Origin of the sequence: Bordetella petrii (assembly GCF_017356245.1) — a bacterium.
Lineage (GTDB): Bacteria > Pseudomonadota > Gammaproteobacteria > Burkholderiales > Burkholderiaceae_B > Bordetella_A > Bordetella_A petrii_D.
Genome location: NZ_JAFMZZ010000001.1, coordinates 3,104,662 through 3,125,819 on the forward strand (window position 1 = coordinate 3,104,662; position 21,158 = coordinate 3,125,819).

General features: G+C 69.5%; 21 protein-coding genes. 12 read left to right on the top strand and 9 right to left on the bottom strand.

What is annotated here, in order from left to right; translation table 11 throughout:
• Window positions 1-58: 58 nt before the first annotated feature.
• The 6 genes from J2P76_RS14945 to J2P76_RS14970 form a co-directional block, all read right to left on the bottom strand.
• Window positions 59-1,360, bottom strand: coding sequence for a four-carbon acid sugar kinase family protein (locus J2P76_RS14945; RefSeq protein WP_207408478.1), 1,302 nt, complete (start codon window positions 1,358-1,360; stop codon window positions 59-61).
• The gene (locus J2P76_RS14950; protein ID WP_207408479.1) at window positions 1,357-2,631 is read right to left on the bottom strand and encodes a ribulose-bisphosphate carboxylase large subunit family protein; all 1,275 of its coding nucleotides are present in this window, start codon (window positions 2,629-2,631) and stop codon (window positions 1,357-1,359) included. The genes J2P76_RS14945 and J2P76_RS14950 overlap by 4 nt, the downstream gene beginning before the upstream one ends.
• Window positions 2,628-3,167 carry a VOC family protein gene (locus J2P76_RS14955; protein WP_207408480.1) on the bottom strand — a complete coding sequence of 180 codons (540 nt, stop codon included), beginning with the start codon at window positions 3,165-3,167 and terminating at the stop codon, window positions 2,628-2,630. The genes J2P76_RS14950 and J2P76_RS14955 overlap by 4 nt, the downstream gene beginning before the upstream one ends.
• A gap of 30 nt (window positions 3,168-3,197) precedes the next feature.
• Complete coding sequence (locus J2P76_RS14960; RefSeq protein ID WP_207408481.1) at window positions 3,198-5,105, bottom strand: TRAP transporter large permease subunit; 1,908 nt, start codon at window positions 5,103-5,105, stop codon at window positions 3,198-3,200.
• A complete protein-coding gene (locus J2P76_RS14965) occupies window positions 5,105-6,139 on the bottom strand; it encodes a TRAP transporter substrate-binding protein (protein WP_207408482.1) in 1,035 nt (344 codons plus the stop codon). Before J2P76_RS14965 ends, J2P76_RS14960 begins: the two co-directional genes overlap by 1 nt.
• 96 nt (window positions 6,140-6,235) lie before the next feature.
• Window positions 6,236-7,036, bottom strand: coding sequence for an SDR family NAD(P)-dependent oxidoreductase (locus tag J2P76_RS14970; protein WP_207408483.1), 801 nt, complete (start codon window positions 7,034-7,036; stop codon window positions 6,236-6,238).
• Window positions 7,037-7,197: 161 nt separating this feature from the next.
• Between J2P76_RS14970 and J2P76_RS14975 the strand changes: the two genes are divergently transcribed.
• From J2P76_RS14975 to J2P76_RS15030, 12 genes are all read left to right on the top strand, one after another.
• The gene (locus J2P76_RS14975; RefSeq protein ID WP_207408484.1) at window positions 7,198-8,235 is read left to right on the top strand and encodes a LacI family DNA-binding transcriptional regulator; all 1,038 of its coding nucleotides are present in this window, start codon (window positions 7,198-7,200) and stop codon (window positions 8,233-8,235) included.
• A gap of 478 nt (window positions 8,236-8,713) precedes the next feature.
• On the top strand, window positions 8,714-9,451 hold the full coding sequence (locus J2P76_RS14980; protein WP_242697378.1) for a GntR family transcriptional regulator: 738 nt from the start codon (window positions 8,714-8,716) through the stop codon (window positions 9,449-9,451).
• Window positions 9,448-10,218, top strand: a complete 771-nt coding sequence (locus J2P76_RS14985) for an ABC transporter ATP-binding protein (RefSeq protein ID WP_207408485.1) — start codon at window positions 9,448-9,450, stop codon at window positions 10,216-10,218. The genes J2P76_RS14980 and J2P76_RS14985 overlap by 4 nt, the downstream gene beginning before the upstream one ends.
• Window positions 10,215-11,036, top strand: a complete 822-nt coding sequence (locus J2P76_RS14990; protein WP_207408486.1) for an ABC transporter permease — start codon at window positions 10,215-10,217, stop codon at window positions 11,034-11,036. The genes J2P76_RS14985 and J2P76_RS14990 overlap by 4 nt, the downstream gene beginning before the upstream one ends.
• 18 nt (window positions 11,037-11,054) lie before the next feature.
• The gene (locus tag J2P76_RS14995; RefSeq protein WP_207408487.1) at window positions 11,055-12,053 is read left to right on the top strand and encodes an ABC transporter substrate-binding protein; all 999 of its coding nucleotides are present in this window, start codon (window positions 11,055-11,057) and stop codon (window positions 12,051-12,053) included.
• A 39-nt stretch (window positions 12,054-12,092) separates the two neighbouring features.
• Window positions 12,093-13,097 (top strand): zinc-binding dehydrogenase, encoded by a 1,005-nt coding sequence (locus J2P76_RS15000; RefSeq protein ID WP_207409219.1) that lies wholly within the window; start codon window positions 12,093-12,095, stop codon window positions 13,095-13,097.
• Window positions 13,098-13,111: 14 nt separating this feature from the next.
• Window positions 13,112-13,534 carry a PaaI family thioesterase gene (locus J2P76_RS15005; RefSeq protein ID WP_207408488.1) on the top strand — a complete coding sequence of 141 codons (423 nt, stop codon included), beginning with the start codon at window positions 13,112-13,114 and terminating at the stop codon, window positions 13,532-13,534.
• A 16-nt stretch (window positions 13,535-13,550) separates the two neighbouring features.
• The gene (locus J2P76_RS15010; RefSeq protein ID WP_207408489.1) at window positions 13,551-15,110 is read left to right on the top strand and encodes a class I adenylate-forming enzyme family protein; all 1,560 of its coding nucleotides are present in this window, start codon (window positions 13,551-13,553) and stop codon (window positions 15,108-15,110) included.
• A complete protein-coding gene (locus J2P76_RS15015) occupies window positions 15,097-16,173 on the top strand; it encodes an ABC transporter substrate-binding protein (RefSeq protein ID WP_207408490.1) in 1,077 nt (358 codons plus the stop codon). The genes J2P76_RS15010 and J2P76_RS15015 overlap by 14 nt, the downstream gene beginning before the upstream one ends.
• Window positions 16,170-17,462, top strand: coding sequence for an acyl-CoA thioesterase/bile acid-CoA:amino acid N-acyltransferase family protein (locus tag J2P76_RS15020; protein ID WP_207408491.1), 1,293 nt, complete (start codon window positions 16,170-16,172; stop codon window positions 17,460-17,462). The genes J2P76_RS15015 and J2P76_RS15020 overlap by 4 nt, the downstream gene beginning before the upstream one ends.
• The gene (locus J2P76_RS15025) at window positions 17,459-18,277 is read left to right on the top strand and encodes an ABC transporter ATP-binding protein (RefSeq protein ID WP_207408492.1); all 819 of its coding nucleotides are present in this window, start codon (window positions 17,459-17,461) and stop codon (window positions 18,275-18,277) included. Before J2P76_RS15020 ends, J2P76_RS15025 begins: the two co-directional genes overlap by 4 nt.
• Window positions 18,270-19,079, top strand: a complete 810-nt coding sequence (locus J2P76_RS15030; protein ID WP_207408493.1) for an ABC transporter permease — start codon at window positions 18,270-18,272, stop codon at window positions 19,077-19,079. The genes J2P76_RS15025 and J2P76_RS15030 overlap by 8 nt, the downstream gene beginning before the upstream one ends.
• Window positions 19,080-19,125: 46 nt before the next feature.
• Here J2P76_RS15030 and J2P76_RS15035 read toward each other — a convergent pair whose 3' ends face one another.
• From J2P76_RS15035 to J2P76_RS15045, 3 genes are all read right to left on the bottom strand, one after another.
• A complete protein-coding gene (locus tag J2P76_RS15035; RefSeq protein ID WP_431603400.1) occupies window positions 19,126-20,148 on the bottom strand; it encodes a sulfate ABC transporter substrate-binding protein in 1,023 nt (340 codons plus the stop codon).
• Between the two features lie 191 nt (window positions 20,149-20,339).
• On the bottom strand, window positions 20,340-20,795 hold the full coding sequence (locus J2P76_RS15040; RefSeq protein ID WP_207408495.1) for a YaiI/YqxD family protein: 456 nt from the start codon (window positions 20,793-20,795) through the stop codon (window positions 20,340-20,342).
• 5 nt (window positions 20,796-20,800) lie between these two features.
• Entirely contained in the window at window positions 20,801-21,076 is a 276-nt protein-coding gene (locus J2P76_RS15045; protein WP_207408496.1) for a hypothetical protein, read from the bottom strand.
• Window positions 21,077-21,158 lie beyond the last annotated feature (82 nt).

Sequence of the window (21,158 nt, forward strand, 5' to 3'; positions counted from 1 at the left end):
TCTTTGCCCGCTTTCGGTGTCTGGCACCCGCGGAGCCAGACACCTGCAGCACGCCGCGCTACGCCGATCCGCGCACGAACCGCTCGAACAGATCCGCCGACCCCATCTGCCCGCCCTTCAGCATGACTTCCATGCCGTCCAGGGCCGGCACGTCGCTGTGCAGGCGGCACAGCGCCACGCCCGGCTCGATGCGGGCCAGGTGCGACAGGCCCCAGGCATCCAGCGCCTGCATGGCCAGGCTGGAGCTGTCGCCGCCCGCCACGCCCATCCGGGCCACGCGCACCTGCCGCAGCACCGCATCCAGCAGGCGGCCGCCCGCCCGGGCCAGGGCCTGGCTTTGCACGCCGGCGGTGCGCTGGCCCTGCGCATTGTCGATCCAGGCCAGCACGTGGCGGCCGTCGCGCAGCGCCTGCGCCAGCTCGGCGGCGCAGGCATCGCGATAAGCGCCGTCATCCGCCGCCAGGCGCAGCGGGTCCAGCCGGATTTTCTGATAAGACCGCGCGGCCTCGACCTGCCGCGCCGTCACGGGCGACAGGCTGCCGGCCAGCAGCAGCACCGGCCCGGGCGCGGGCGCCCATGCGTCGGGCGGCGCCGCGGCGGCATCGCCCCATTGCGCGCCCAGCGCTTCGATGACGCTGCTGGCCCCCACCGCCAGCAACGGCTCGTCCGCTGCCGACCGGGCCAGCACGGCGCCGATGGTATCCAGGTGCGCCGGCTCGGCCACGTCGAACAGCACCGCGTCGGCCCCCTGCCCGCGCAACGCCTGCATGCGCGCCAGCACGGCATCGGGCCCGGCCGCGCAGCTGCGATAGTCGACTAACTCGACCCGCCCCGCGCCCAGCTGGGCCAAGTGGCGGCGCAGGTCGGCCTCGTGCATGGGCGTGACCGGATGGCGGCTCATGGTGGGGTGGCGGTCGATGCGGTGCACGTCGCCATCGGCCGCGGCGTACAGCTGCGCGAACAGGCAGTAGCGCCCCAGGCTGGGCTGTCCGCCGATGATCACGGGCCGGGGCTGACGCAGCGCGCCGCCCAGCACTTGCATCGCTATCGCGATATTGCCCACTTGCGGCGCGCTGTCGAAGGTGGAACACACTTTGTAGTGCACCACGCGCGGCCGCAGGCCGGCAAAAAAATGCGCCACCGGCTGCAGGGCCGCGCGCATGGCATCCGGGGCCATGGCGCGCGTGGCGCCGGCAATGCCCAGGCAGTCCAGCGGGCCGGCGCGCTCGCGCTGCGCCGCGGTGGGCACGCCGAAGAACAGCAGGCTGCGCAAGCCGGCGCGCGTGGCCGTGGCCAGCGCGTCGGTAGCGCCGGTGAAATCGTCGCCGTAATACGCCAGGCGCGGCGCGGCCAGGCTCATCGCGCGCCGAAGAAAGCCAGGGCGCGCGCCAGCTCGGGCGCCTGGCGCGCGTGCTCGGCCAGGCTGCTGCCGGCCCGCACCGCATCCCAGGCCTGGCGGATGCTGGCCACGCCGGCGGCGGCGCCGTCCGGGTGCGCCAGGATACCGCCGCCCGCCATGAACAGCAGGTCATCGCGGCCGATGGCGGCCCAGGTGGCCGGCACCGTGCCGGCCCACTGCCCGGACGAGAACGCCGGCATCACCGTATCGTCGCGGTCCAGCCCCTGCGCCAGCGGCGTATAGCAATCGCGCGCGCCGCTGATCACTTCTTCGTCGGGCTGCGAGAACTTGCCCTGCAGGCCGTGCACATGCATGTGGTCCACGCCGGCCAGCCGCCACAGCGTCTGGTAGGCCTGGAAGCCGATGCCCAGCAGCGGATGGCGCGACAGCGCGCCGAACCCGTTGCGGTGCCCGTGCAGCACCAGCGGCGTATGCCGCCGCAGCGTCTGTATGCCCGAATAGCCGCAGGCATTCAGGCTGGCCATGACGCAGCTGCCGCCTTCGCGCTCGACCAGGTCGGCGTGGCGCCGCATGGCGTCGGTTTCGTCGGTAATATTGAACGCCACCATTACCTGCTTGCCGGTGCGCTGGGCGTGTTCGCGCACCACCCGCATCACGGCCGGCACGCGCTGCGCCAGCGGCGCGTGCTCGGGGTCGGCGCAGACTTCGTCATCCTTGATGAAATCGACTCCGGCGGCGCACAGCCGGCCCACCAGCTCGGCCGTTTCTTCGGCCGAGAACCCCACATTGGGCTTGATGATGGTGCCCACCAGCGCGCCGGCGGGCACGCCGGCCGCGCGGCGCGTGCCGGCAATGCCCGCGCGCGGGAAATCGAAGCGCGCCCGGTAGCTGGCCGGCACTTGCAGCGTTTCCAGGCGCAGCCCGGTGACTTCGCCCAGGTCGTACAGGTTGCCCGCCACGGTGCTGGCCAGGGTCGGCAGGTTGGCGCCGATGTTGGCCGGCGGAAAAGCAATGTCGATGCGGGCGCGGCGCCACGGCCCCGTCTGACGCCGCCGTTCCAGCAGCGCGTTGGGCAGGCTGGGCTGCGCGGCCTCGTCCAGCAGCCGCACCGATTCCACCGTGGCGCGCGCGCGGGCGCGCAGCGCATCGGTCTCGCCCGCCACGCGGGTAAAGGTGCCGCACGACTGCTCGCCGGCCATCACCTCGGCCACCGCGGCCGGGTCCAGCGGCGTCTCGATGACGTAGCTGGCCAGGATGCGTTCGCCGCTCATTCCTGCCCCAGGTTCGGAAACGGCCGCACCGGCTCGCTGCCGTCCCAGCCGTCGGCAGCCTCGCGGATCTGCTGGAACATGCGGCCTTTCGGGCCGGACACTTCGGACAGCTCGATCACCGTGCCGGGATGGTATTCGGTGTCGAAATAAATAAAGCGGCCGCGCTCGCCCACCTCGCCGCTCATCTTGGGCTTGAAGCCCTGCGCCAGCAGGCGCCCCAGGTCGCCGTCGTAGTCTTCGGTCCAGTAGGCCACGTGCTGCAGGCCGCTGCGGCCCGCCTGCTGGAAGTCGCGGTACATCGAGGGCACGTCATTGCGGGTCTGGATCAGCTCGACCTGCACGTAGCCCGAATTGGCCAGCGCCACCGAATTGTGCGGTTCGTAGGGCTGGCCGTCGTAGCGGTAGTTCACGATGGGCACGCGCGGGTTGTAGAACCAGGGCCCCACGCCCAGGGTCTTGCTCCAGTAGGCCATGGCGGCCTCGATGTCGGGCACCACATAGCCCAACTGGCGGATCTGGCCGAGGAATCGGCTCATGGAAATGCTCCCGTGCGAAAAAAGGGGTGATCAGTTGTCGAGAAAACCGATGGAAATCCAGGGGATGGCCGCCACCAGGACCAGGCCCACCAGCAGCGCGCCCATATAGCCCCAGATGGGCCCGATGCCCTCGTCCGGATCCACCTTCCCCACCGCGCAGGCGCCGTAGTAGCCCACGCCGAACGGCGGGGCGAACAGGCCCACGCCCATGGCCAGGATGACCACCATGGCGTACTGCACTTCGTGCACGCCCACGGCGCGCGCGATCGGGAACATCAGCGGCCCGAACAGCACGATGGCCGGAATGCCTTCCAGCACGCTGCCCAGCACAATGAACGCCACCAGCGACACCGCCATGAACGTGAATTTGCCCCCGGGCAGGTTGGCCATGAACTCGGCCAGGTCGTGCGCGAAGCCGGACTGGGTCAGCGCCCAGGCCATGGCGGTGGCACAGCCGATGATGAACAGGATGGCGCCCGACAGCGTGGCCGTCTCGACCAGAATGCCGGGCAGGCGCGCAAAATCGAACTTGCGGTACAGCAGCAGCCCGGCCAGCACCGAATAGGCGATGCCGATGGTCGACACCTCGGTGGCGGTGGCCACCCCCTCGACCACGGCGGCCCGGATCACGAACGGCAGCGCGAGCGCCGGCAGGGCCACCACGAAGGTCTTGCCGATCAGGGCGCGCGAGGCGCGCGGCACGCCGCTCAAGTCTTCGTGGCGATAGCGCCACCAGACAATGCCGCACAGGGCCAGGCCCAGCACCGCGCCGGGCAGCATGCCGCCGGTGAACAGTGCCGAGATCGACACGCCCGTCACCGAGCCGATGGTGATCAGCACGATCGACGGCGGGATGGTCTCGGTCTGCGCGCCGGTGGTCGACAGCAGCGCGATCAGGTCGCCCGGCTTGGCGCCGCGCTTTTTCATTTCGGGCAGCAGCACCGGCGCGATGGCGGCCATGTCGGCCGTCTTCGAGCCCGAAATACCCGACACCAGGTACATGCCGCCGATCAGCACGTAGTTCAGCCCGCCGCGCACGTGGCCCAGCAGGCTGGACAGGAACTGCACCATGGCGCGCGCCATGCCGGTCATCTCGATCAGCATGCCCAGCAGCACGAACAGCGGCACCGCCAGCAGAATCAGGTGCGACATGCCTTCGTCCAGCCGCCCCACCATCACCAGCATGGGCGTGCGCGTGGTCAGGGCCAGGAAGCCGAAGGTCGCCAGCGCGAATGAAAATGCAATCGGCACGCCCGCGAACACGCAGGCGCCCACCACCCCGGCAAAGAAAATCAGCAGGTTCAGCTTGCCCAGCGTCATCAGCCACGGGCCGGCCAGCCAGAACAGCAGGGCAATGGCCACCGCCGTCAGCACCGCGGGCACCACCTGCTGCCCGTGCTCGGAACGCAGCAGGCGCACCACGCACACCAGCAGCATCAGCAGCGTGCCGGTGGGCAGCGCCGCGGCGCGCCAGGCATTGCTGATTTCCAGCGCGGGGGTGACGATGATCATCTCTTCATACGCGTATTCCCAGGCCGGATGCATCAGCAGCACCAGGAACACTAGCGCCGCCGCCAGCGCGAAGGTATCCAGGAACGCGCGGGCGCGCGGCGTGCACTTGCTCAGCACCGCCGTCATGCGCATGTGCGCGCCGCGCCGCAGGGCGATCACCGCCCCCAGCATCGACAGCCACAGGAACAAAATCGAGGCCAGCTCGTCGGACCAGATAATGGGCTCGTGCAGCACGTAGCGCGCCACCACGCCGGACAGCAGCACCACCACTTCCACCACCACCAGCAAGGCCGCCGGCCATTCGGTCACCACGCCCAGGGCGCGGTCGGCCCAGGCCAGCAGGCCGGTATCGCGGCGCGGCCGCGCCGGCGCGGCCGGCAGCGGGCCGGCCGTCCAGGCGGCCTTGCCTTCTTGGCCCGCCGACATCAGGACACCTTGCCGACGGATTCTTCCAGCAAAGCCCAGGCCTCGGCGCCGAATTTCTGCTTCCACTCGGCGTAGAAACCCGCCTTGCGCAGCTGCTCGCGGAAGCTCTGCGCCTCGGCCGTGTTGAACTTCAGGCCCTTGGCGGTCAGTTCGTCCTGCAGGGTGGTGTTGAGCTTGACCAGATCATCGCGCTGCTGCAGGCCGGCCTCGTTGAAAGCGCGGGCGTAGATGGTTTTCAGGTCGTCCGGCAGGCCGCGCCAGGCGCGGCCGTTGACCACCAGGTGATAGCCGTCCCAGCTGTGGTTGGTCAGCGAGCAGTATTGCTGCACTTCATACAGCTTGGCGGTCTGCACGATGGCCAGCGGGTTTTCCTGGGCATCCACCACCTTGGTCTGCAGGGCCGAGTACACCTCGCTGAACTGCAGGCTGGTCGGCGCGGCCGACAGCGACTTGAACAGCGAAATGCCCATCGGGCTGACCGGCACCCGGATCTTCATGCCGTCCAGGTCGGCGGCGGTGGCCACCGGCTTCGAGCTGCTGGTGATCTGGCGGAAGCCGTTGTTCCACATCTTGTCCAGGGTATACAGCCCCACCTTGGCGAACGCGGCGCGGATGCTGTTGCCCAGCTTGCCGTCGACCGCGTTCCAGACTTCCTGGTCGTTCGAGAACGCGAAACCCATCGCGGTAATGGCGCTGATGGGCGCCAGCGTCGCGATCACCATGGTGCCCGCATTGAACATGTCGATGCCGCCGCTGCGCACCTGCGCCAGCATGTCGGTATCGCCGCCCAGCTGGTTGTTGGGGAACACCTGCACCTGCATGCGGCCGTTGCTTTCCTTGGCCACGCGCGCGGCCGCTTCCTGCGCCCGGATGTTCAGCGGATGGCTGGTGGGCAGGTTGTTGCCGTACTTGAACACGTACTCGGGCGTGGCGCTGGCCGCCAGCCGCGGCACGCCGATCATGGTGGCGGCCAGGGGCAGGCCCGCCAGGGTGCGCAGCGCACTGCGGCGCGTGAAGGTCTTGTTATGCGTCATGGCACTGTCTCCTGTGCACAGCTCGCCGGCTCGGGCCGGCGATATTGGAAATATCCGCGCCCGCGCGCCCGCCCGGGCGCCGGTTGCGGGCTTGAATCAATTGCAGCGGGCGTGCATTCCCCCGTCCACGAACAGTTCCACGCCATTGATGTAGCGCGCCTCGTCCGAAGCCAGGAATACCGCCGCATGCGCCACGTCCCATCCGTCGCCCATGCGGCCGGTGGGCGACAGCTTGTTGCGCGCCTGGACCATTTCCTGGGTGTTCTGGTAGAAGCCGGAAATCTGCTGGTAGATATGGGGCGTATCCATCACGCCCGGCAGAATGCAGTTGGCGCGGATGCCCTTGGCGGCATACTGCAGCGCCACGCTCTGGGTGAAGGAATTTACCGCACCCTTCGAGGCCGCATAGGCGCAATAGGCGTAGCCCGTCCAGCGCACGCCGCCCAGCGCGCCGATATTGATAATGGCCCCGCTGCCGCGCGCCTCCATGTGCGGCAGCACCGCCTTGCAGGTCAGGAACATGCTCTTGACGTTCACCGTCATGACGCGGTCCCAGACGTCTTCGCCGGTTTCCACCGGGCCGCCCTGCGAGGTAATGCCCACATTGTTGTGCAGCACGTCGATCTGGCCGTACCGCGACAGCGCGCCGTCCACCACGCGCTGGATGTCGGCCAGGCTGGTCACGTCGGCCTGCACGCCCACGGCCTCATGGCCCTCGGCGCGGATCGCGTCCTGGGTGGCCTGCGCGGCCTCGGCCACGCGGTCCACCGCCACCACGCGGGCGCCCTGCCGGGCATACGCCGCCGCGGCGGCCTTGCCATTGCCCCAGCCCTCGCCCACCGAACCGGCGCCGAACACCAGCGCCACGCGGCCGGCCAGCTTGCCTGTTGTCTCCATCGTTTTCCTTGTTTGCGCCAGCGGCGCGACTGCGGATAGTTGCGTAGGATAGGGGCGCGCCCGGCCAATTCCCAAGCAGGTTTTTTGATGGTTTTTGAGGTTCCCATCGGCGATGCGTGTAAGGTATAGCCCGCAAGTTTCCGCCAACCGGGAGAAACCCAATGCCCCAGGCATTGCCCACCGTGATTGATATTGCGCGACTGGCCGGCGTCTCGCCGGCCACGGTCGACCGCGCGCTGCACCGCCGGCCGGGCGTGCGGCAGGCCACCCTGCAGCGGGTGCTGAAGGCGGCCGCCGAACTGCAATACCTGCCGCAGGCCGAGCTGTACGCCGCCATGGCGCCGCCGCCCATGCGGCTGCTGTTCATCCTGCCCGACCGCAGCAGCCGCTTTCTGTGGATGCTGGGCGAATGGGTGCGGCATTCGCAGGAACACTGGGCGCCCTACAACGTCAGCTGCCGCGTGGCGCCGGTGGAAAGCTTCGACCCCGACGCGCTGACGCACATCCTGCTGCGGCGGGGCAAGCAGAGCGACGGCGTGGCCTTCATGGCGCTGGAACACCCCAAAGTGCGCGAAGCCGTAGCCGAGCTGGCCGACCGCGGCATCCCCAGCGTCACGCTGGTGTCCGATCTTTCGCACTCGCGGCGCAGCGCCTACGTGGGGCTGGACAACCGCGCCGCCGGCCGCACGGCAGCCCACCTGATCGGCCGCTTCCTGGGACGGGCGCGGCGCGGCGCCAAGGTGGCGATGCTGGCCGGCTCGCTCAGCTACCGCGCCCACGAAGAACGCGAAGCCGGCTTCCTGCACCTGTTCGCCGAGCAGTATCCGCAAGTGCGCGTGGTGGGCCTGCGCGAAGGCTACGACGACCCGGACGCCAACTACCGCCAGACCCTGGCACTGCTGAAAGAACACCCCGACCTGGCCGCCATCTACAACATCGGCGGCGGCGCCGAAGGCATCGGGCAGGCCCTGAAAGAACGCGGCAAGCAGCACGACATCGTGTTCATCGGCCATGGCCTGACGCCCGACACGCGCGGGCTGCTGATCGACGGCGGCATGGACGCCGTCATCAACCAGAGCCCCCTGACCACCATCCTGAACAGCATCCGCATCTTCACCAACCTGCGCGACCACCGCAGCACGCTGTCAGGGGTGGAGGCGACGCGCACCGATGTAATCTTTCGCGAGAACCTGCCGTAAGCGGCAGATCAGGTGTCTGCTCCCGTCAGGGTGCCTGATACCGTGCGATTGGGATGGTTGCGTTCCAGCCCCGTCCCGCGTCGTGCGGGCAAGCGGTGGCGGCGCACGTGCGTCGGGCTCGGGCGCATGCAGGCGCCCTCGGCCTGCTGCGCAGGCTGCCCCGCCGCCCAACGCGCCGCCACCGCTTGCCCGCACGACGCGGGACTGCGATAGTTCAAATCGATCCAGGTGTCTGACTCCCGCAGGGTGTCAGACACCGAAGTGTGCCGCGATTGTCTCAATAGCACGGTGTCTGACACCCTGCGGGAGTCAGACACCTGGGCGTGGGCGCCTCACTGAGCAGCTCACAACGGTTATATGCATAGCAAATATTCTTCGTTCGTGCCGGCAATTCGCCTACCTAGAATGGTCCGGTAGACGTATTTGCGTGGCCCGCTGAGCAGCTCACCGCAGCTTCGGCCGGCGCGCTGACACCGGCATGAACGATACCGCGCCCTCTTCTGTTATGCCCCCGGCATCCGCCGCCCTCAGCCAGGGCGACGAGGCCTACGCGCGCATCCGCGGCGACGTGATCGCCTGCCGTCTGCCTCCCGGCGCCATCGTCACCGAACCGGAACTGATGGCGGCCTACGACATCCGCAAGACCAGCTGCCGCATCGCCCTGACGCGCCTGGCGCAGGAAGGCTTCGTGCGCTCGCGGCCGCGCAAGGGCTACCAGATCAGCCCGATCACGCTGCGCGACGTGGAAGAAGTGTTCCAGCTGCGCGCCCAGATCGAACCGCTGGCCGCGCGCCTGGCGGTCGGGCGGGTGGACCTGGACCGCCTGCGCACGCTGGAAGCCGCGTGCCGCCTGCAGCACCCGGTGCTGCAGCTGAACGACCAGATCGATGTCTTCATGGACGCCAACAAGGCTTTCCACCTGGCCATTGCCCAGGCCTGCGGCAACGAGCGGCTGCACCGCATGCTGGCGGGCCTGCTCGATGAAATGTCGCGCCTGGTGGCGCTGGGCTTCGGCGTGCAGAAGACCAAGCCCGAGATCAAGCACGACCACAACGCGCTGATCGAGGCCTTCGCCGAAGGCGACGCCCGCCGCGCCGAGCTGATCGCGCGCCGCCACATCGAGACCTTCCAGGCCATGACGCTGGAAAAACTCTATGCCAGCCTGGCCGAGACCGGCGCGGCCATTCCCGTGAAGGGGCCGGGGAGCTGGCGATGAATGCCTTTGCCGCCGCTGCCGCCGCGCGCGACCCCGCCACGGCCCGGCCTGCTTCCGCCGCGCTGCGGGTGGGCGGGGTGTCGCATTACTTCGGCAGCCTGGAAGTGCTGCGCAATGTCGCGTTCGATGTCGCCCCGGGCGAGATCGTGGCCCTGCTGGGCGCCTCGGGCTGCGGCAAGAGCACCCTGCTGAACCTGGTTGCCGGGCTGGAACCGCTGCAGCAGGGCGAGATCGGCCTGCCGCCGTCGGCGTCGCTGGGCTATATGTTCCAGGAAGACCGCCTGCTGCCCTGGCGCAATGTGCGCGACAACGTCGCGTTCGGCCTGGAAACCTCGGGCCTGCCTTACGCGCAGCGGCGCCAGCGCGCGCTGGACACCCTGGCCCTGGTGGGCCTGGACGGCTTCGCCCAGGCCTGGCCGCACGAGCTTTCCGGCGGCATGCGCAGCCGCGCGGCGCTGGCGCGCACTCTGGTCATGCAGCCCGACCTGCTGCTGATGGACGAACCGTTTTCCAAGCTGGACCCGCACACCCGTTCGCAAATGCATGAAGAACTGCTGCGCATCCAGGCGGCGCGGCGCGCCACCATCCTGTTCGTGACGCACGACGTGGAAGAAGCCGTGGTGCTGGCCGACCGCATCGTGCTGCTGGCGCCCCGTCCGGGCCGCATCCGCGAGATCGTGCCGGTGGGCCTGCCGCGCCCGCGCCATCCCACCGACCCGGACGTGGCCGAGACCACGCGCCACCTGCGGCTGAAGGTGCAGCCATGAGCAACGCCCCGCCATCCGCCCTGCAGCCGGCCGGCATCACGCGCCGCGGCAGCGCGCCGGCCCGCCGGGGCTGGCCCCGCCTGCTGCTGTGGCGCGCGCTGCTGCTGGCCGCCTTCCTGGCCTGCTGGTATGCCGCGGCCAGCCGCAGCCCCGCCTTCATCCTGCCCGGCCCCGAAAAAGTCTGGCTTGCGCTGCGCGGCATGATGGCCAACGCGAGCTTCACGCACGATGTGGGCATGACCATGTACCGCGTCGTCATGGGATTTTTGCTGGCGGCCGTGGTGGGCACGCCGCTGGGCCTGGCGCTGGGCGCCAGCCGCTGGCTGGCCGAGGTGTTCGAGCCGGTGCTGGCGGTGCTGAACACGGTTTCGTCGGCCATCTGGGCGGTGTTCGCCATCATCTGGTTCGGCATTTCCGACGCCACCACGATCTTCGTGGTGTTCATGACCGCCATGCCGCTGATCCTGACCAATGTCTGGCAGGGCGCGCGCAACGTCGACAAGCAGCTGGTGGACCTGGCCCGCTCGCTGCGCCTGTCGCGCCCCCGCATTTTGCTGCGCATCCACCTGCCGTCGATCCTGCCCTACTTTTTCTCGGGCGCGCGCCTGGCGTTCGGCTTCGGCTGGCGCGTCAGCCTGGTGGCCGAGACGCTGGGCGCCTCGGACGGCATCGGCTACCGCCTGCGCCAGGCGGCCGACCTGGTGCAGACCGACCAGGTCTTTGCCTGGACGCTGCTGCTGGTGGTGCTGATGCTGGCGCTGGAAGGCGGCGTGCTCAAGCCGCTGGAAAGGCACTTGTTCCGCTGGAAACCTCATTGACCCTAACGGAGTTCCCCCATGTCCCTGAGTCGATTGCTGCGGGCCGCCGCCGGCGCCGCCACGCTTGCCCTGTTTTTCACCGGCCCGGCGGCCAGCGCCGCCGACAAAGTCCGCATCGGCTACTGGAGCAGCGGTGTCAGCCTGGGCTATGGCTCGGTGCTGGAAGCCACTGACTTCCTGAAGAACCGCGGGCTCGATGTCGAATTCGTGCGCTTTCCGGATGTGAACGCGCCGCTGCGCGCCCTGGCCTCGGACTCGATCGACCTGGCCTTCGGCGCCCCCGCGGCCGGCGTGTTCAGCAGCGTGACCGAAGGCGTGCCCATCAAGGTGTTCGCCGCCACCCAGCCGGCCGACGTGCAGTTCGTGGTGCCGAAGGGCTCGCCCATCACCTCGATCAGCCAGTTCCGCGGCAAGAAGGTCGGCATGTCGCCGGCCGGCAGCTCGGTATCGGTGATTGCCGGCGCGGTGCTCGCGGGCAACTACGGCATCGAATCCGGCGACTTCTCGCTGGTGGGCGGCAACGAATCGCGCCTGGTGCAGTTCCTGGCGCAGAAGCAGGTGGACGCCGCGGCCCTGCGCTCGGTCACCGTGGCCCAGCTCGGCGAGCAGCTCAAGGTGCATACGCTGGGCTCGTTCGCGCAGGAATGGCAGCGCCTGACCAAGAGCAGCTCCGTGCCCTATATCGGCATCGGCGCCGTGCACAGCGATTTCATCGCCCAGCACCCGCAGGTGGTCGCGCGCGTCATCGCCGCGCTGCGCGACGCCGTCGAGTGGGGCGGCGCGCATCCCGGCGAAGTGGCCGCGATCCTGCAGAAATCGGCCAACCTGCCGGCGGCCGCCGCGCGCGCCTACGCCGCGCAATGGAAAAACATGTACCGCGTGGACTTCGAGCCCGCCGACATCGCCACGCTGGAACGCGAGCACGCAGTCTTCGCCGCCAGCGGCCTGATCAAGGGCAAGCTCGACCCCGCCCTGTTCGTCACCGGCCCGTACGAGCAGTCCAAGTCGCTGCGCTGAACCTCTTTCTTCCATAGGAAATCCGTCATGAGCAAAACCATGAAAGCCCTGGTGCTACCCGAACACGGCGGGCTGGAGCGCCTGCAGGTCGTTACCGACAAGCCCGTGCCGGCCGCCGCCGCCGGCCACGTGGTGATCCGCGTCGGGGCCTCGTCGTTCAACTACCACGACGTCTTCACCGTGCAGGGCATGCCCGGCATCAAGGTGCCGCTGCCCGTGGTGATCGGCCTGGACATGGCCGGCGAAATCACCGAAGTCGGCCCCGATGTTGCCGGCTGGAAGGTGGGCGACCGCGTGCTGGTCAACCCGCTGAACAAATCGCGCGGCCTGATGGGCGAAATGCTCGACGGCGGCATGGCCGAGTACTGCCTGGTGTCGCAAGACCAGCTGATCGCCCTGCCCGACGGCGTCAGCTTCGACGCGGCGGCCGCCCTGCCCGTGGCCTACGGCACCGCGCACCGCATGCTGGTCACGCACAACACCGTCAAGGCCGGCGACAAGGTGCTGGTGCTGGGCGCCAGCGGCGGCGTGGGCACGGCCTGCGTGGTGCTGGCCAAGCTGCTGGGCGCCGAAGTCATCGCCTGCGCGGGCAGCGCATCGAAGCTCGAAGGCCTGAAGGCGCTGGGCGCCGACCACCTGGTCAATTACCGCGACACCGATTTCTCGAAGTGGGCCATCGGCCAGTACGGCAAGCCGCAGCGCCGCAACTACGAAGGCGGCGTGGACGTGGTGATCAACTTCACCGGCGGCGATACCTGGGTGCCGTCGCTGAAATGCCTGAAGCGCGGCGGCACGCTGCTGGTGTGCGGCGCGACCGCGGGCCATGCCCCCGCCGAAGACCTGCGCTACGTGTGGAGCTTCGAACTGAACATCAAGGGTTCGAACAGCTTCTACGACGACAACCTGAAGGCCCTGCTCGACCTGGTGGCCGAGGGCCGCATCACCCCCCTGATCGACCGCAGCGTGCCGCTGGAGCAGGCGGCCGACGGCCTGGCCCTGATCCGCGACCGCGAAGTGCTGGGCAAAGTCATCGTCAACCCCTGAACCGGACAAGCATCATGAGCGAAAACGCCCCCCTGCCCACCCCCGCCGCCATCCAGGAACGCCTGCTGCGCGGCCCGTACCACCAGTGGCTGGGCCTGGAAGTGACGGCCGTGGCCGCCGGCGAGATCGAACTCACCGCGCGCTGGCGCGAAGAATGGGTGGTCAACCCCGACAAGCGCTACACCCACGGCGGCATCCTGGCCGCGCTGGTCGACCTGGCGGCCGATTGGGCCCTGGTGTCGCAGACCGGCCGCGGCGTGCCCACCATCGACCTGCGGGTCGATTACCACCGCGCCGCGCTGCCGGGCGACCTGCGCGTGCGCGGCAAGGTCATCAAGTTCGGCTCGCAGGTGTCGACCGCCGAAGCGCATGTCTACGACAGCGAGGGCAAGCTGGTGGCCAGCGGCCGCGGCGTGTATTCCACGCCGCGCGCCTGAAGCGGCGGAGCCGGCCATGGCCTCGTCTGCAGAAAACCTGGGCGCCATCGTCGACGCCACCGCGCAGGCCGCGCCCGAACGGGTCGCGCTGATCGCCCTGGACGCCGGCGAAAACGCCCGGACCTGGACGTACGCGCAATTGCGCGGCGCCGCCGGCCGGGTGGCCGCGGCGCTGCGCGCGCGGCACTACGCGCCGGGTGACCGCGTCGCCATCCTGGCGGCCAATTCGGCGCGCTACCTGGCGGCGCTGCTGGGCATCCAGCGCGCCGGCCTGGTCGCCGTGCCGGTGAACTTCAAGTTTCCGGCCGAGACCATTGCCTATGTGCTGCGGGACAGCGGCGCGCGGCTGGTGCTGCACGACGCCGCGCGCGCCGCCGCCGTGCCGGCCGGCGCCGCCGCCCTGGACCTGGACGGCCCGGACTGGGACGCGCTGCCGCCAGACGACGGCCTGCCCCCGGCCGCTGTGGCCGCCGGCGACCTGGCGCTGATGCTGTACACGTCCGGCTCCACCGGGCGGCCCAAGGGCGTGCGCCTGACGCACGCCAGCCAGTACTGGACCGTGCGCACGCGGCAGGCCGCCACGCCGCTGGGCGGCGAACGCACCCTGATCGCCGCCCCGCTGTATCACATGAACGCGCTGGCGCTGTCGCTGCTGGTGCTGGCCTGCGGCGCCAGCGCGGTGCTGCTGCCGCAGTTCAAGGCGCCCGCCTACATCCGCGCCATCGAACGCTACCGCGCCACCTGGCTGACCGCGGTGCCGCCCATGATCGCCATGATGCTGCGCGAGCACGCGCTGCTGGCCGGCACCGACCTGTCGTCGGTGCGCGCCATCCGCATGGGCTCGGCGCCGGTCAGCGCCAGCCTGTGGCAGCAGATCCATGACATGCTGCCCAACGCGCGCGTCATCAACGCCTACGGCACCACCGAAGGCGGGCCGGTGGTGTTCGGCCCGCATCCCGGCGGCCTGCCCACGCCGGCCACCTCGGTCGGCGTGCCCCACCCCGCCGTGCGGGTGCGCCTGAGCCAGGGCCCGCAGGACACGCCCGACACCGGCATGCTCGAACTCAAGAGCCCCGGCCTGATGCAGGGCTACCACCAGCGCCCGGACCTGGGCTCGCCGTTCACCCCCGACGGCTATTACCGCACCGGCGACGTGTTCCACCGCGATGCCGACGGCTTCTATACCTTTGTGGGGCGGCGCGACGACATGTTCGTTTCGGGCGGGGAAAACATCTACCCGGCCGAAGTCGAACGCATGCTCGAGCGCCACCCCGCCGTGCAGCAGGCCTGCGTGGTGCCCATCGAAGACGACATCAAGGGCGCCAAGCCGGTGGCCTTCGTGGTGCTGCGCGCCGGCGCCGCCGCCGACGAGGCCGCCATCAAGCAGTTCGCGCTGGCGCACGCCCCGGCCTACCAGCATCCACGCCATGTCTGGTTCGTGCCCGCGCTGCCCCTGGCCAGCACCAACAAGATCGACCGCACGCGCCTGCTGCGCACGGCGGCCGAGCATACCGGCCGCGCCGCCCCCGGCGACGCGGCCTTGTCCCACACAGGAGCCTCTCATGAACATTCGTAATCTGGCGCGCGCCGCCTGGTGCGTCGCATTCGGCGCGGCCGCGGCCGGCGCCCACGCCACCGACGACGTCACCGTGGCCCTGGCCATTCCGCCGGCCGTGCACGACGGCGCGCCGTATGCCGCCGCCGAGGAACTAGGCTATTTCAAGCAGGAAGACCTCAACGTCAAGACCATCGTGTTCCAGGGCGCGGGCGCGCTGCTGCCGCAGGTGGCCAGCAAGCGCGTCACCTTCGGCTATCCCACGTCCGAGCCGGTCATCTCCAGCTATTTCAACAGCAAAGACCCGCTGCCGCTGCGCTATTTCTATAACGGCGTGCCGGCCAACACCATGGAATTCGCCGTGCTGGCCGACGGCCCCGTCAAGTCGCTGGCCGACCTGAAGGGCAAGAAGATCGGCGTGGGCGCGCTGACCTGGGGCACCATACCCGGCGGCCGCGCGGCATTGCGCACGGCCGGGCTGGAACCCGGCAAGAATGTCGAATTCGTGGCCGTCGGCGCGCTGGCGGCCGGCTTCCAGGCCCTGCGCACCGGCCAGGTCGACGCGCTGAACTTCAACAGCAGCTGGAACGACATGCTGGAAATGTCGGGCACCAAGATCCGGCGCGTAGCCTATCCCCCGGTGTTCAATGAAACCGCCGGCAACGGGTTCATCACGCACCAGGACACCTACCGCGACCATCCCGACCTGCTGGTCCGCTTCGCCCGGGCCTACACCAAGGGCCAGATCGCCTGCGAAGCCAACCCGCGCTTCTGCGTGCAAGCCTACTGGCGCGCCCATCCGGAAGCCCGGCCGGCCGGCGACCAGGCGGCCGAACTCGAAAAGGCCACCACCCTGCTGTCGCGCCGCCTGGAACGCGTGCTGCACAAACCCGACGGCACGGCGCGCGTGCCCGGCCAGTACAACCTGGCGGCGATCCGCGCCGGCATCGAAGCCATGCACAAGGCGGGCGAATATCCCTCGGCGGATGTGCCGGTGGAGCGCATTTTCTCTAACGACCTGATCGGCCAGATCAACGATTTCGACGCGCAGGCGGTGCGCGCCCAGGCCAGGGAACAGCAATGAGCGCGCCGGACGCCAGCCTGCAGATCACGCCCGCGGACGGCCTGCTGGACGTGCCGCGCCGCATCGTCGCGCGCGGCCTGCCGCCCGGCCCGGCGCAGGTGGCCGCCACGCTGCGGCATCCCGACGGCAGCCGCTGGCGCAGCCAGGCCGAATTCACGGTGGGCCCGGACGGCGTGCTGGACCTGGATGCCCACGCCCCCATCGGCGGCGACTGGAGCGCGGCCGACGCCATGGCCGCCGTATGGTCGATGCGCCGCGAAACGCCGCCCGATGCGCCCGAGCTCGGCGACGAGACCGCGCCGCTGGAAATCTCGGTCGAGGTGGCCTGCGGCACGCTGCGGCTGCAAGGCGCGTTCGTGCAGCGCTACGAGGGCGCCGGGGTCCGGCGCACCGAGCTGGCCGGCGAGGTCGTGGGCACGCTGTACACGCCTGCCACGCCCGGCCCGCACCCCGCCATCATGGTGTTCAACGGCTCGGGCGGCGGCATTCCCCGGCAACGCGCCGCGCTGTACGCCGCGCACGGCTACCTGGCGCTGGCGCTGGGCTACTTCAAGGCGCCGGGCCGGCCCGACCATATCTCTGATACCCCGCTGGAATACTTCGAACATGCCCTGCAGTGGCTGCGCCGCGTCCATGCGCCGCGCCGCGGCTTCGTCGCGGTCACCGGCCAGTCGCGCGGCGGCGAGCTTGCGCTGCTGCTGGGCGCGCGCTTTCCCGAACTGGTGGACGCGGTCATCGCGTACGTGCCCAGTTCGGTGGTGCACGGCACGCTGCGGGCCGGCGGCCCCGGCCAGCCGCCGGACGCGCCGGTCTGGACCTGGCGGGGCCAGCCGCTGCCCAACGTCTGGCAGGGCAACCCGCGCGCCGACTGGACCGCCTTCCGGCAGGCGCCGGCCGACGGCTCGCCCGTGCGCCAGGAGCCGGCCTTCCATACCCCGCTGGCGCACGCGCCCAGCGTCGCGGCCGCGCGCATCCCGGTCGAGCGCATCGCCGGCCCCGTGATGCTGGTGTCGGGCACCGACGACGGCTTCTGGCCGTCCACGTACTACGCCGAGCAGGTGGCCGCCACGCTGCACGCGCACGGGCATGCCTGGGCGGTCGAGCACGTGCGCTGCCAGGACGCCGGCCACGCCATCGGCCTGCCCAACGTGCCCACGACCCTGATCGCCAAGCCGCACCCGGTGGCCGGGCTGGTGCTCAGCGGCGGCGGCAGCGCCGGCGCCAATGCCCGCGCCAACCAGGCCTCGTGGACCGCCGTGCAGCGCTTTCTGCGCGAGGCGGCGGCATGAGCCCGCCGGGCCGCCCCAAGGGCGAATACCGGAGTGCGGAGCACGCAGGCTCCTCACCCGGTTTAGACCTGCACCTGCAGGCCGTGCGGCTGGTCTACCCCAGCCGGCGCGGCGACATCGACGCCCTGGGCCCCATCGACCTGGAAGTGCGCGCGGGCGAATTCGTGGCCGTGCTGGGCCCGTCGGGCTGCGGCAAATCCACCCTGGTCAAGCTGGCCTCGGGCCTGATCGGCCCCAGTGCGGGCCAGGTGCGGCTGGGCGGGCACAACATTGCCGGCCCCAGCCGGCACGCCGGCGTGGTGTTCCAGAAGCCCAACCTGCTGCCCTGGAAAACCGTGGCGCAGAACATCCTGCTGCCGGTGCGCACGCTGGGCCTGCCCGCCGACACCGCCCCCGCGCGCATGCGCGAGCTGCTGCGGCTGGTGGGGCTGGACGGCTTTGCCGACAACTATCCGCACGAACTGTCGGGCGGCATGCAGCAGCGCGTGGGCATTGCCCGCATGCTGATGTCGGACCCCGACCTGCTGCTGATGGACGAGCCCTTCGCCGCGCTGGACGCCCTGACGCGCGAATCGCTGACCCTGGAACTGCAGCGCATCTGGAGCCAGTCGCGCAAATCGGTGCTGTTCATTACGCACAGCATTCCCGAGGCCGTGTTCCTGGCCGACCGCATCATCGTGCTGTCGCCGCGCCCCGGCCGCATTGTCGAAGACTTCCGCCCCGCCCTGGCGCGCCCGCGCACGCCGGAAACGTTGGGCCAACCCGATTTCAACGAGGCCTGCCAGCATCTGCGGCAGCACTTCCTGCATGCCTGAAACCCGCCCCCCATCGGCCGCGCGCCGGCCGCGCCTGCCCGCCCCGGTATATCCCCTGCTCAGCCTGGCCGTGCTGGTGCTGGCCTGGGACCTGGCCATCCGCGCGTTCGCCATTCCCGATTACCTGCTGCCGGCGCCCGCGGCGGTGTTCCAGGCGCTGCTGCAGGGTTTCGCCAGCGGCGCGCTGTGGCCGCACATCGGCGCCACGCTGGCCGAAGCGCTGTACGGCTACGTGCTGGGCTGCGGCCTGGCCGTGCTGTTCGGCGCGCTGCTGGCCGAGTCGCGCACCTTCGAGCGGTTCTGCTATCCGATTTTCATCGGCCTGCAGGCCATGCCCAAAGTGGCGCTGGGCCCCATCATCCTGGTGTGGTTCGGATTCGGCATGAGCTCGAAAGTCGTGCTGGTGGCGCTGGTGTGCTTCTTTCCCCTGTTCGTCAACACCGTCAACGGCATCAAGCGCGCCGACCCCGAACTGCTGGACGCCTGCCGCGCCTACTCGGCCAGCCGGCTGTACCTGCTGCTGCACGTGAAGATTCCCGCGGCCGCCGGCGACATTTTCTCGGGGCTGCAGATCGGCGTGTCGCTGGCCCTGATCGGCGCGGTGGTGGGCGAGTTCCTGTCGGCGCAGCGGGGGCTGGGCTACCTGATCGCCTCGGCCTCGGTCAGCATGAGCCTGGCCACCATGTTCGCGGGGGTATTCCTGCTGGCGGCCATCGGCCTGACCGGCTCGCTGCTGATGCGCCGGCTGCACCAGCGCGTGGTGTTCTGGGAAGGCGAGGCGCGCCAGCGCGACGCGTCCTGACGGCGGGCGCGCCGCGTTGCTGCCTGCCTGCGCGTGGTGAACGCGCCTATTTGGGCAGGAAGATCTGGTCGAAGGTGCCGCCGTCGCTGAAATGCGCCTTCTGGGCCTCGCGCCAGGTGCCGAACACATCGCCCAGCTTGACCAGCTTCAGGTCGGGGAACTTGTCGCGGTACTTGGCCGCCACGTCCTTGTTGATGGGGCGATAGTAGTTCTGCGCAATGATCTCCTGCGCTTCGGGCGTATACAGGAATTTCAGATAGGCCTCGGCGACCTTGCGCGTGCCCTTCCTGTCGACGTTGCGGTCCACAATGGCGACCGGCGGCTCGGCCAGAATGGATAGCGACGGCACGACGATATCGAACTTGTCGGGCCCCAGTTCATTCAACGCCAGAAAGGCCTCGTTTTCCCAGGCCAGCAGTACATCGCCCTGCCCGCGCTCGACGAAGGTCGTGGTCGAGCCGCGCGCGCCGGTATCCAGCACCGGCACATGCTGGTACAGCTTGCGCACGAATTCCTTCGCCTTGGCCGCGTCGCCGCCGGTGCGGTCCAGCTCGTAGGCCCAGGCGGCCAGGTAATTCCAGCGCGCCCCGCCGGACGTCTTGGGATTCGGCGTGATCACCTCGACGCCGTCTTTCAGCAGGTCGTCCCAGTCCTTGATCTGCTTGGGATTGCCCTTGCGCACCAGGAACACAATGGTCGAGGTGTACGGCGAGCTGTTGTCCGGCAGGCGCGCCTGCCAGTCTTTGGCGATCAGGCCGCGGTCGGCGATGGCATCGATGTCGTAGGCCAGCGCCAGGGTCACGACATCGGCATCCAGCCCGTCGATCACCGAGCGGGCCTGCTTTCCAGAGCCGCCGTGCGACTGGCGGATCGTCAGGCCAGTGCCGGTTTCTTTCTTGTACGCCGCGATGAACTTCTCGTTCACGGCGCGGTACAGCTCGCGCGTCGGGTCATAAGACACGTTCAGCAGTTCTTTGCCCGATTGCGCCAGCGCGGCGGAAACCGGCAGCGCGGCAGTGAACGCGGCCGCCAGCAAGGCGGCCAGCCAGCTTGTTTTCTTCATCTTCATTTCTCCTGTTTCGGCATCGGCCAGTGTGCATGGCCTTAATTCATGGTGCAGCACGCGCCGCCGGAAACGGAAGGAATTGTTTTCTTGTTGCTTATGCGGACAACGCATAAGGTGGGCGTCGCCCCGCGCCGCGGGCCCGCATTGCCTGGTGATCGCGGCGCTGCAACCGCACGGCTATGGGCGCCGGCGGGCTAGCCCTGGCTGGATGCCCGTAGCATCAGGCGGTCCAGCGCATTGGCGAAGGCGCGCCGGTCGGCCTGGCTGAACGCGGCCGGGCCGCCGGTATCGATGCCGGCGCTGCGCAGTTCTTCCATCATGTCGCGCATCGACAGGCGTTCGCGGATGGTATCGGCGCTGTAACGTTCGCCGCGCGGGCTCAGCACCAGGGCCTGTTTTTCCAGCACCTGGGCCGCCAGGGGTATGTCGCCGGTAATCACCAGGTCGCCGGGCCCGGCGTGCTCGACGATATAGGCGTCGGCCACGTCGAACCCGCGCGGCACCTGGACGGCGCGGATCACGGTCGATGGCGGCGTGCGCAGCATCTGGTTGGCCACCAGGGTCAGCGGCCGCTGCCAGCGCTGCGCCGCGCGAAACAAGATGTCCTTGATCACGGCGGGGCAGGCGTCGGCGTCCACCCAGATGTGCATGGCCTTCAGCCCCGGCCCTTCAGCGCGTCTTCCAGCAAAGCATTGACCAGATCATTGACGGCCACGCCATCGGCATCCGCCCTGGCGCGCAAGGCGTCGACCAGCGGCTGGCGCAGCTTGACCGGGAAAGGCACCAGGCCGGCGGCCTGGTCCAGGCGGCGCTGCTCGCGGCGGTCGGGCACGGCGGCCGCGGCGGCGCCATAGCGGCTGGGAGCCTGGGCGGCGTTCAGCTTGCCCATCAGTTTCAGGGCTTTGTTTTTTTCGAGATCGGTCTTTTTCATTCTGCGGCCCTGCGGGGTTTTCGGGAATGCGCAAGATTACTACGGGCCGCTGCTTTAAAATCATGGCCGTCACGCTATTTCT

Bases quoted from the DNA above. Each gene is read 5' to 3' on its own strand.
- J2P76_RS14945 (WP_207408478.1), bottom strand. From the start codon at position 1,360: ATGAGCCTGGCCGCGCCGCGCCTGGCGTATTACGGCGACGATTTCACC.
- J2P76_RS14950 (WP_207408479.1), bottom strand. From the start codon at position 2,631: ATGAGCGGCGAACGCATCCTGGCCAGCTACGTCATCGAGACGCCGCTG.
- J2P76_RS14955 (WP_207408480.1), bottom strand. From the start codon at position 3,167: ATGAGCCGATTCCTCGGCCAGATCCGCCAGTTGGGCTATGTGGTGCCC.
- J2P76_RS14960 (WP_207408481.1), bottom strand. From the start codon at position 5,105: ATGTCGGCGGGCCAAGAAGGCAAGGCCGCCTGGACGGCCGGCCCGCTG.
- J2P76_RS14965 (WP_207408482.1), bottom strand. From the start codon at position 6,139: ATGACGCATAACAAGACCTTCACGCGCCGCAGTGCGCTGCGCACCCTG.
- J2P76_RS14970 (WP_207408483.1), bottom strand. From the start codon at position 7,036: ATGGAGACAACAGGCAAGCTGGCCGGCCGCGTGGCGCTGGTGTTCGGC.
- J2P76_RS14975 (WP_207408484.1), top strand. From the start codon at position 7,198: ATGCCCCAGGCATTGCCCACCGTGATTGATATTGCGCGACTGGCCGGC.
- J2P76_RS14980 (WP_242697378.1), top strand. From the start codon at position 8,714: ATGAACGATACCGCGCCCTCTTCTGTTATGCCCCCGGCATCCGCCGCC.
- J2P76_RS14985 (WP_207408485.1), top strand. From the start codon at position 9,448: ATGAATGCCTTTGCCGCCGCTGCCGCCGCGCGCGACCCCGCCACGGCC.
- J2P76_RS14990 (WP_207408486.1), top strand. From the start codon at position 10,215: ATGAGCAACGCCCCGCCATCCGCCCTGCAGCCGGCCGGCATCACGCGC.
- J2P76_RS14995 (WP_207408487.1), top strand. From the start codon at position 11,055: ATGTCCCTGAGTCGATTGCTGCGGGCCGCCGCCGGCGCCGCCACGCTT.
- J2P76_RS15000 (WP_207409219.1), top strand. From the start codon at position 12,093: ATGAAAGCCCTGGTGCTACCCGAACACGGCGGGCTGGAGCGCCTGCAG.
- J2P76_RS15005 (WP_207408488.1), top strand. From the start codon at position 13,112: ATGAGCGAAAACGCCCCCCTGCCCACCCCCGCCGCCATCCAGGAACGC.
- J2P76_RS15010 (WP_207408489.1), top strand. From the start codon at position 13,551: ATGGCCTCGTCTGCAGAAAACCTGGGCGCCATCGTCGACGCCACCGCG.
- J2P76_RS15015 (WP_207408490.1), top strand. From the start codon at position 15,097: ATGAACATTCGTAATCTGGCGCGCGCCGCCTGGTGCGTCGCATTCGGC.
- J2P76_RS15020 (WP_207408491.1), top strand. From the start codon at position 16,170: ATGAGCGCGCCGGACGCCAGCCTGCAGATCACGCCCGCGGACGGCCTG.
- J2P76_RS15025 (WP_207408492.1), top strand. From the start codon at position 17,459: ATGAGCCCGCCGGGCCGCCCCAAGGGCGAATACCGGAGTGCGGAGCAC.
- J2P76_RS15030 (WP_207408493.1), top strand. From the start codon at position 18,270: ATGCCTGAAACCCGCCCCCCATCGGCCGCGCGCCGGCCGCGCCTGCCC.
- J2P76_RS15035 (WP_431603400.1), bottom strand. From the start codon at position 20,148: ATGAAGATGAAGAAAACAAGCTGGCTGGCCGCCTTGCTGGCGGCCGCG.
- J2P76_RS15040 (WP_207408495.1), bottom strand. From the start codon at position 20,795: ATGCACATCTGGGTGGACGCCGACGCCTGCCCCGCCGTGATCAAGGAC.
- J2P76_RS15045 (WP_207408496.1), bottom strand. From the start codon at position 21,076: ATGAAAAAGACCGATCTCGAAAAAAACAAAGCCCTGAAACTGATGGGC.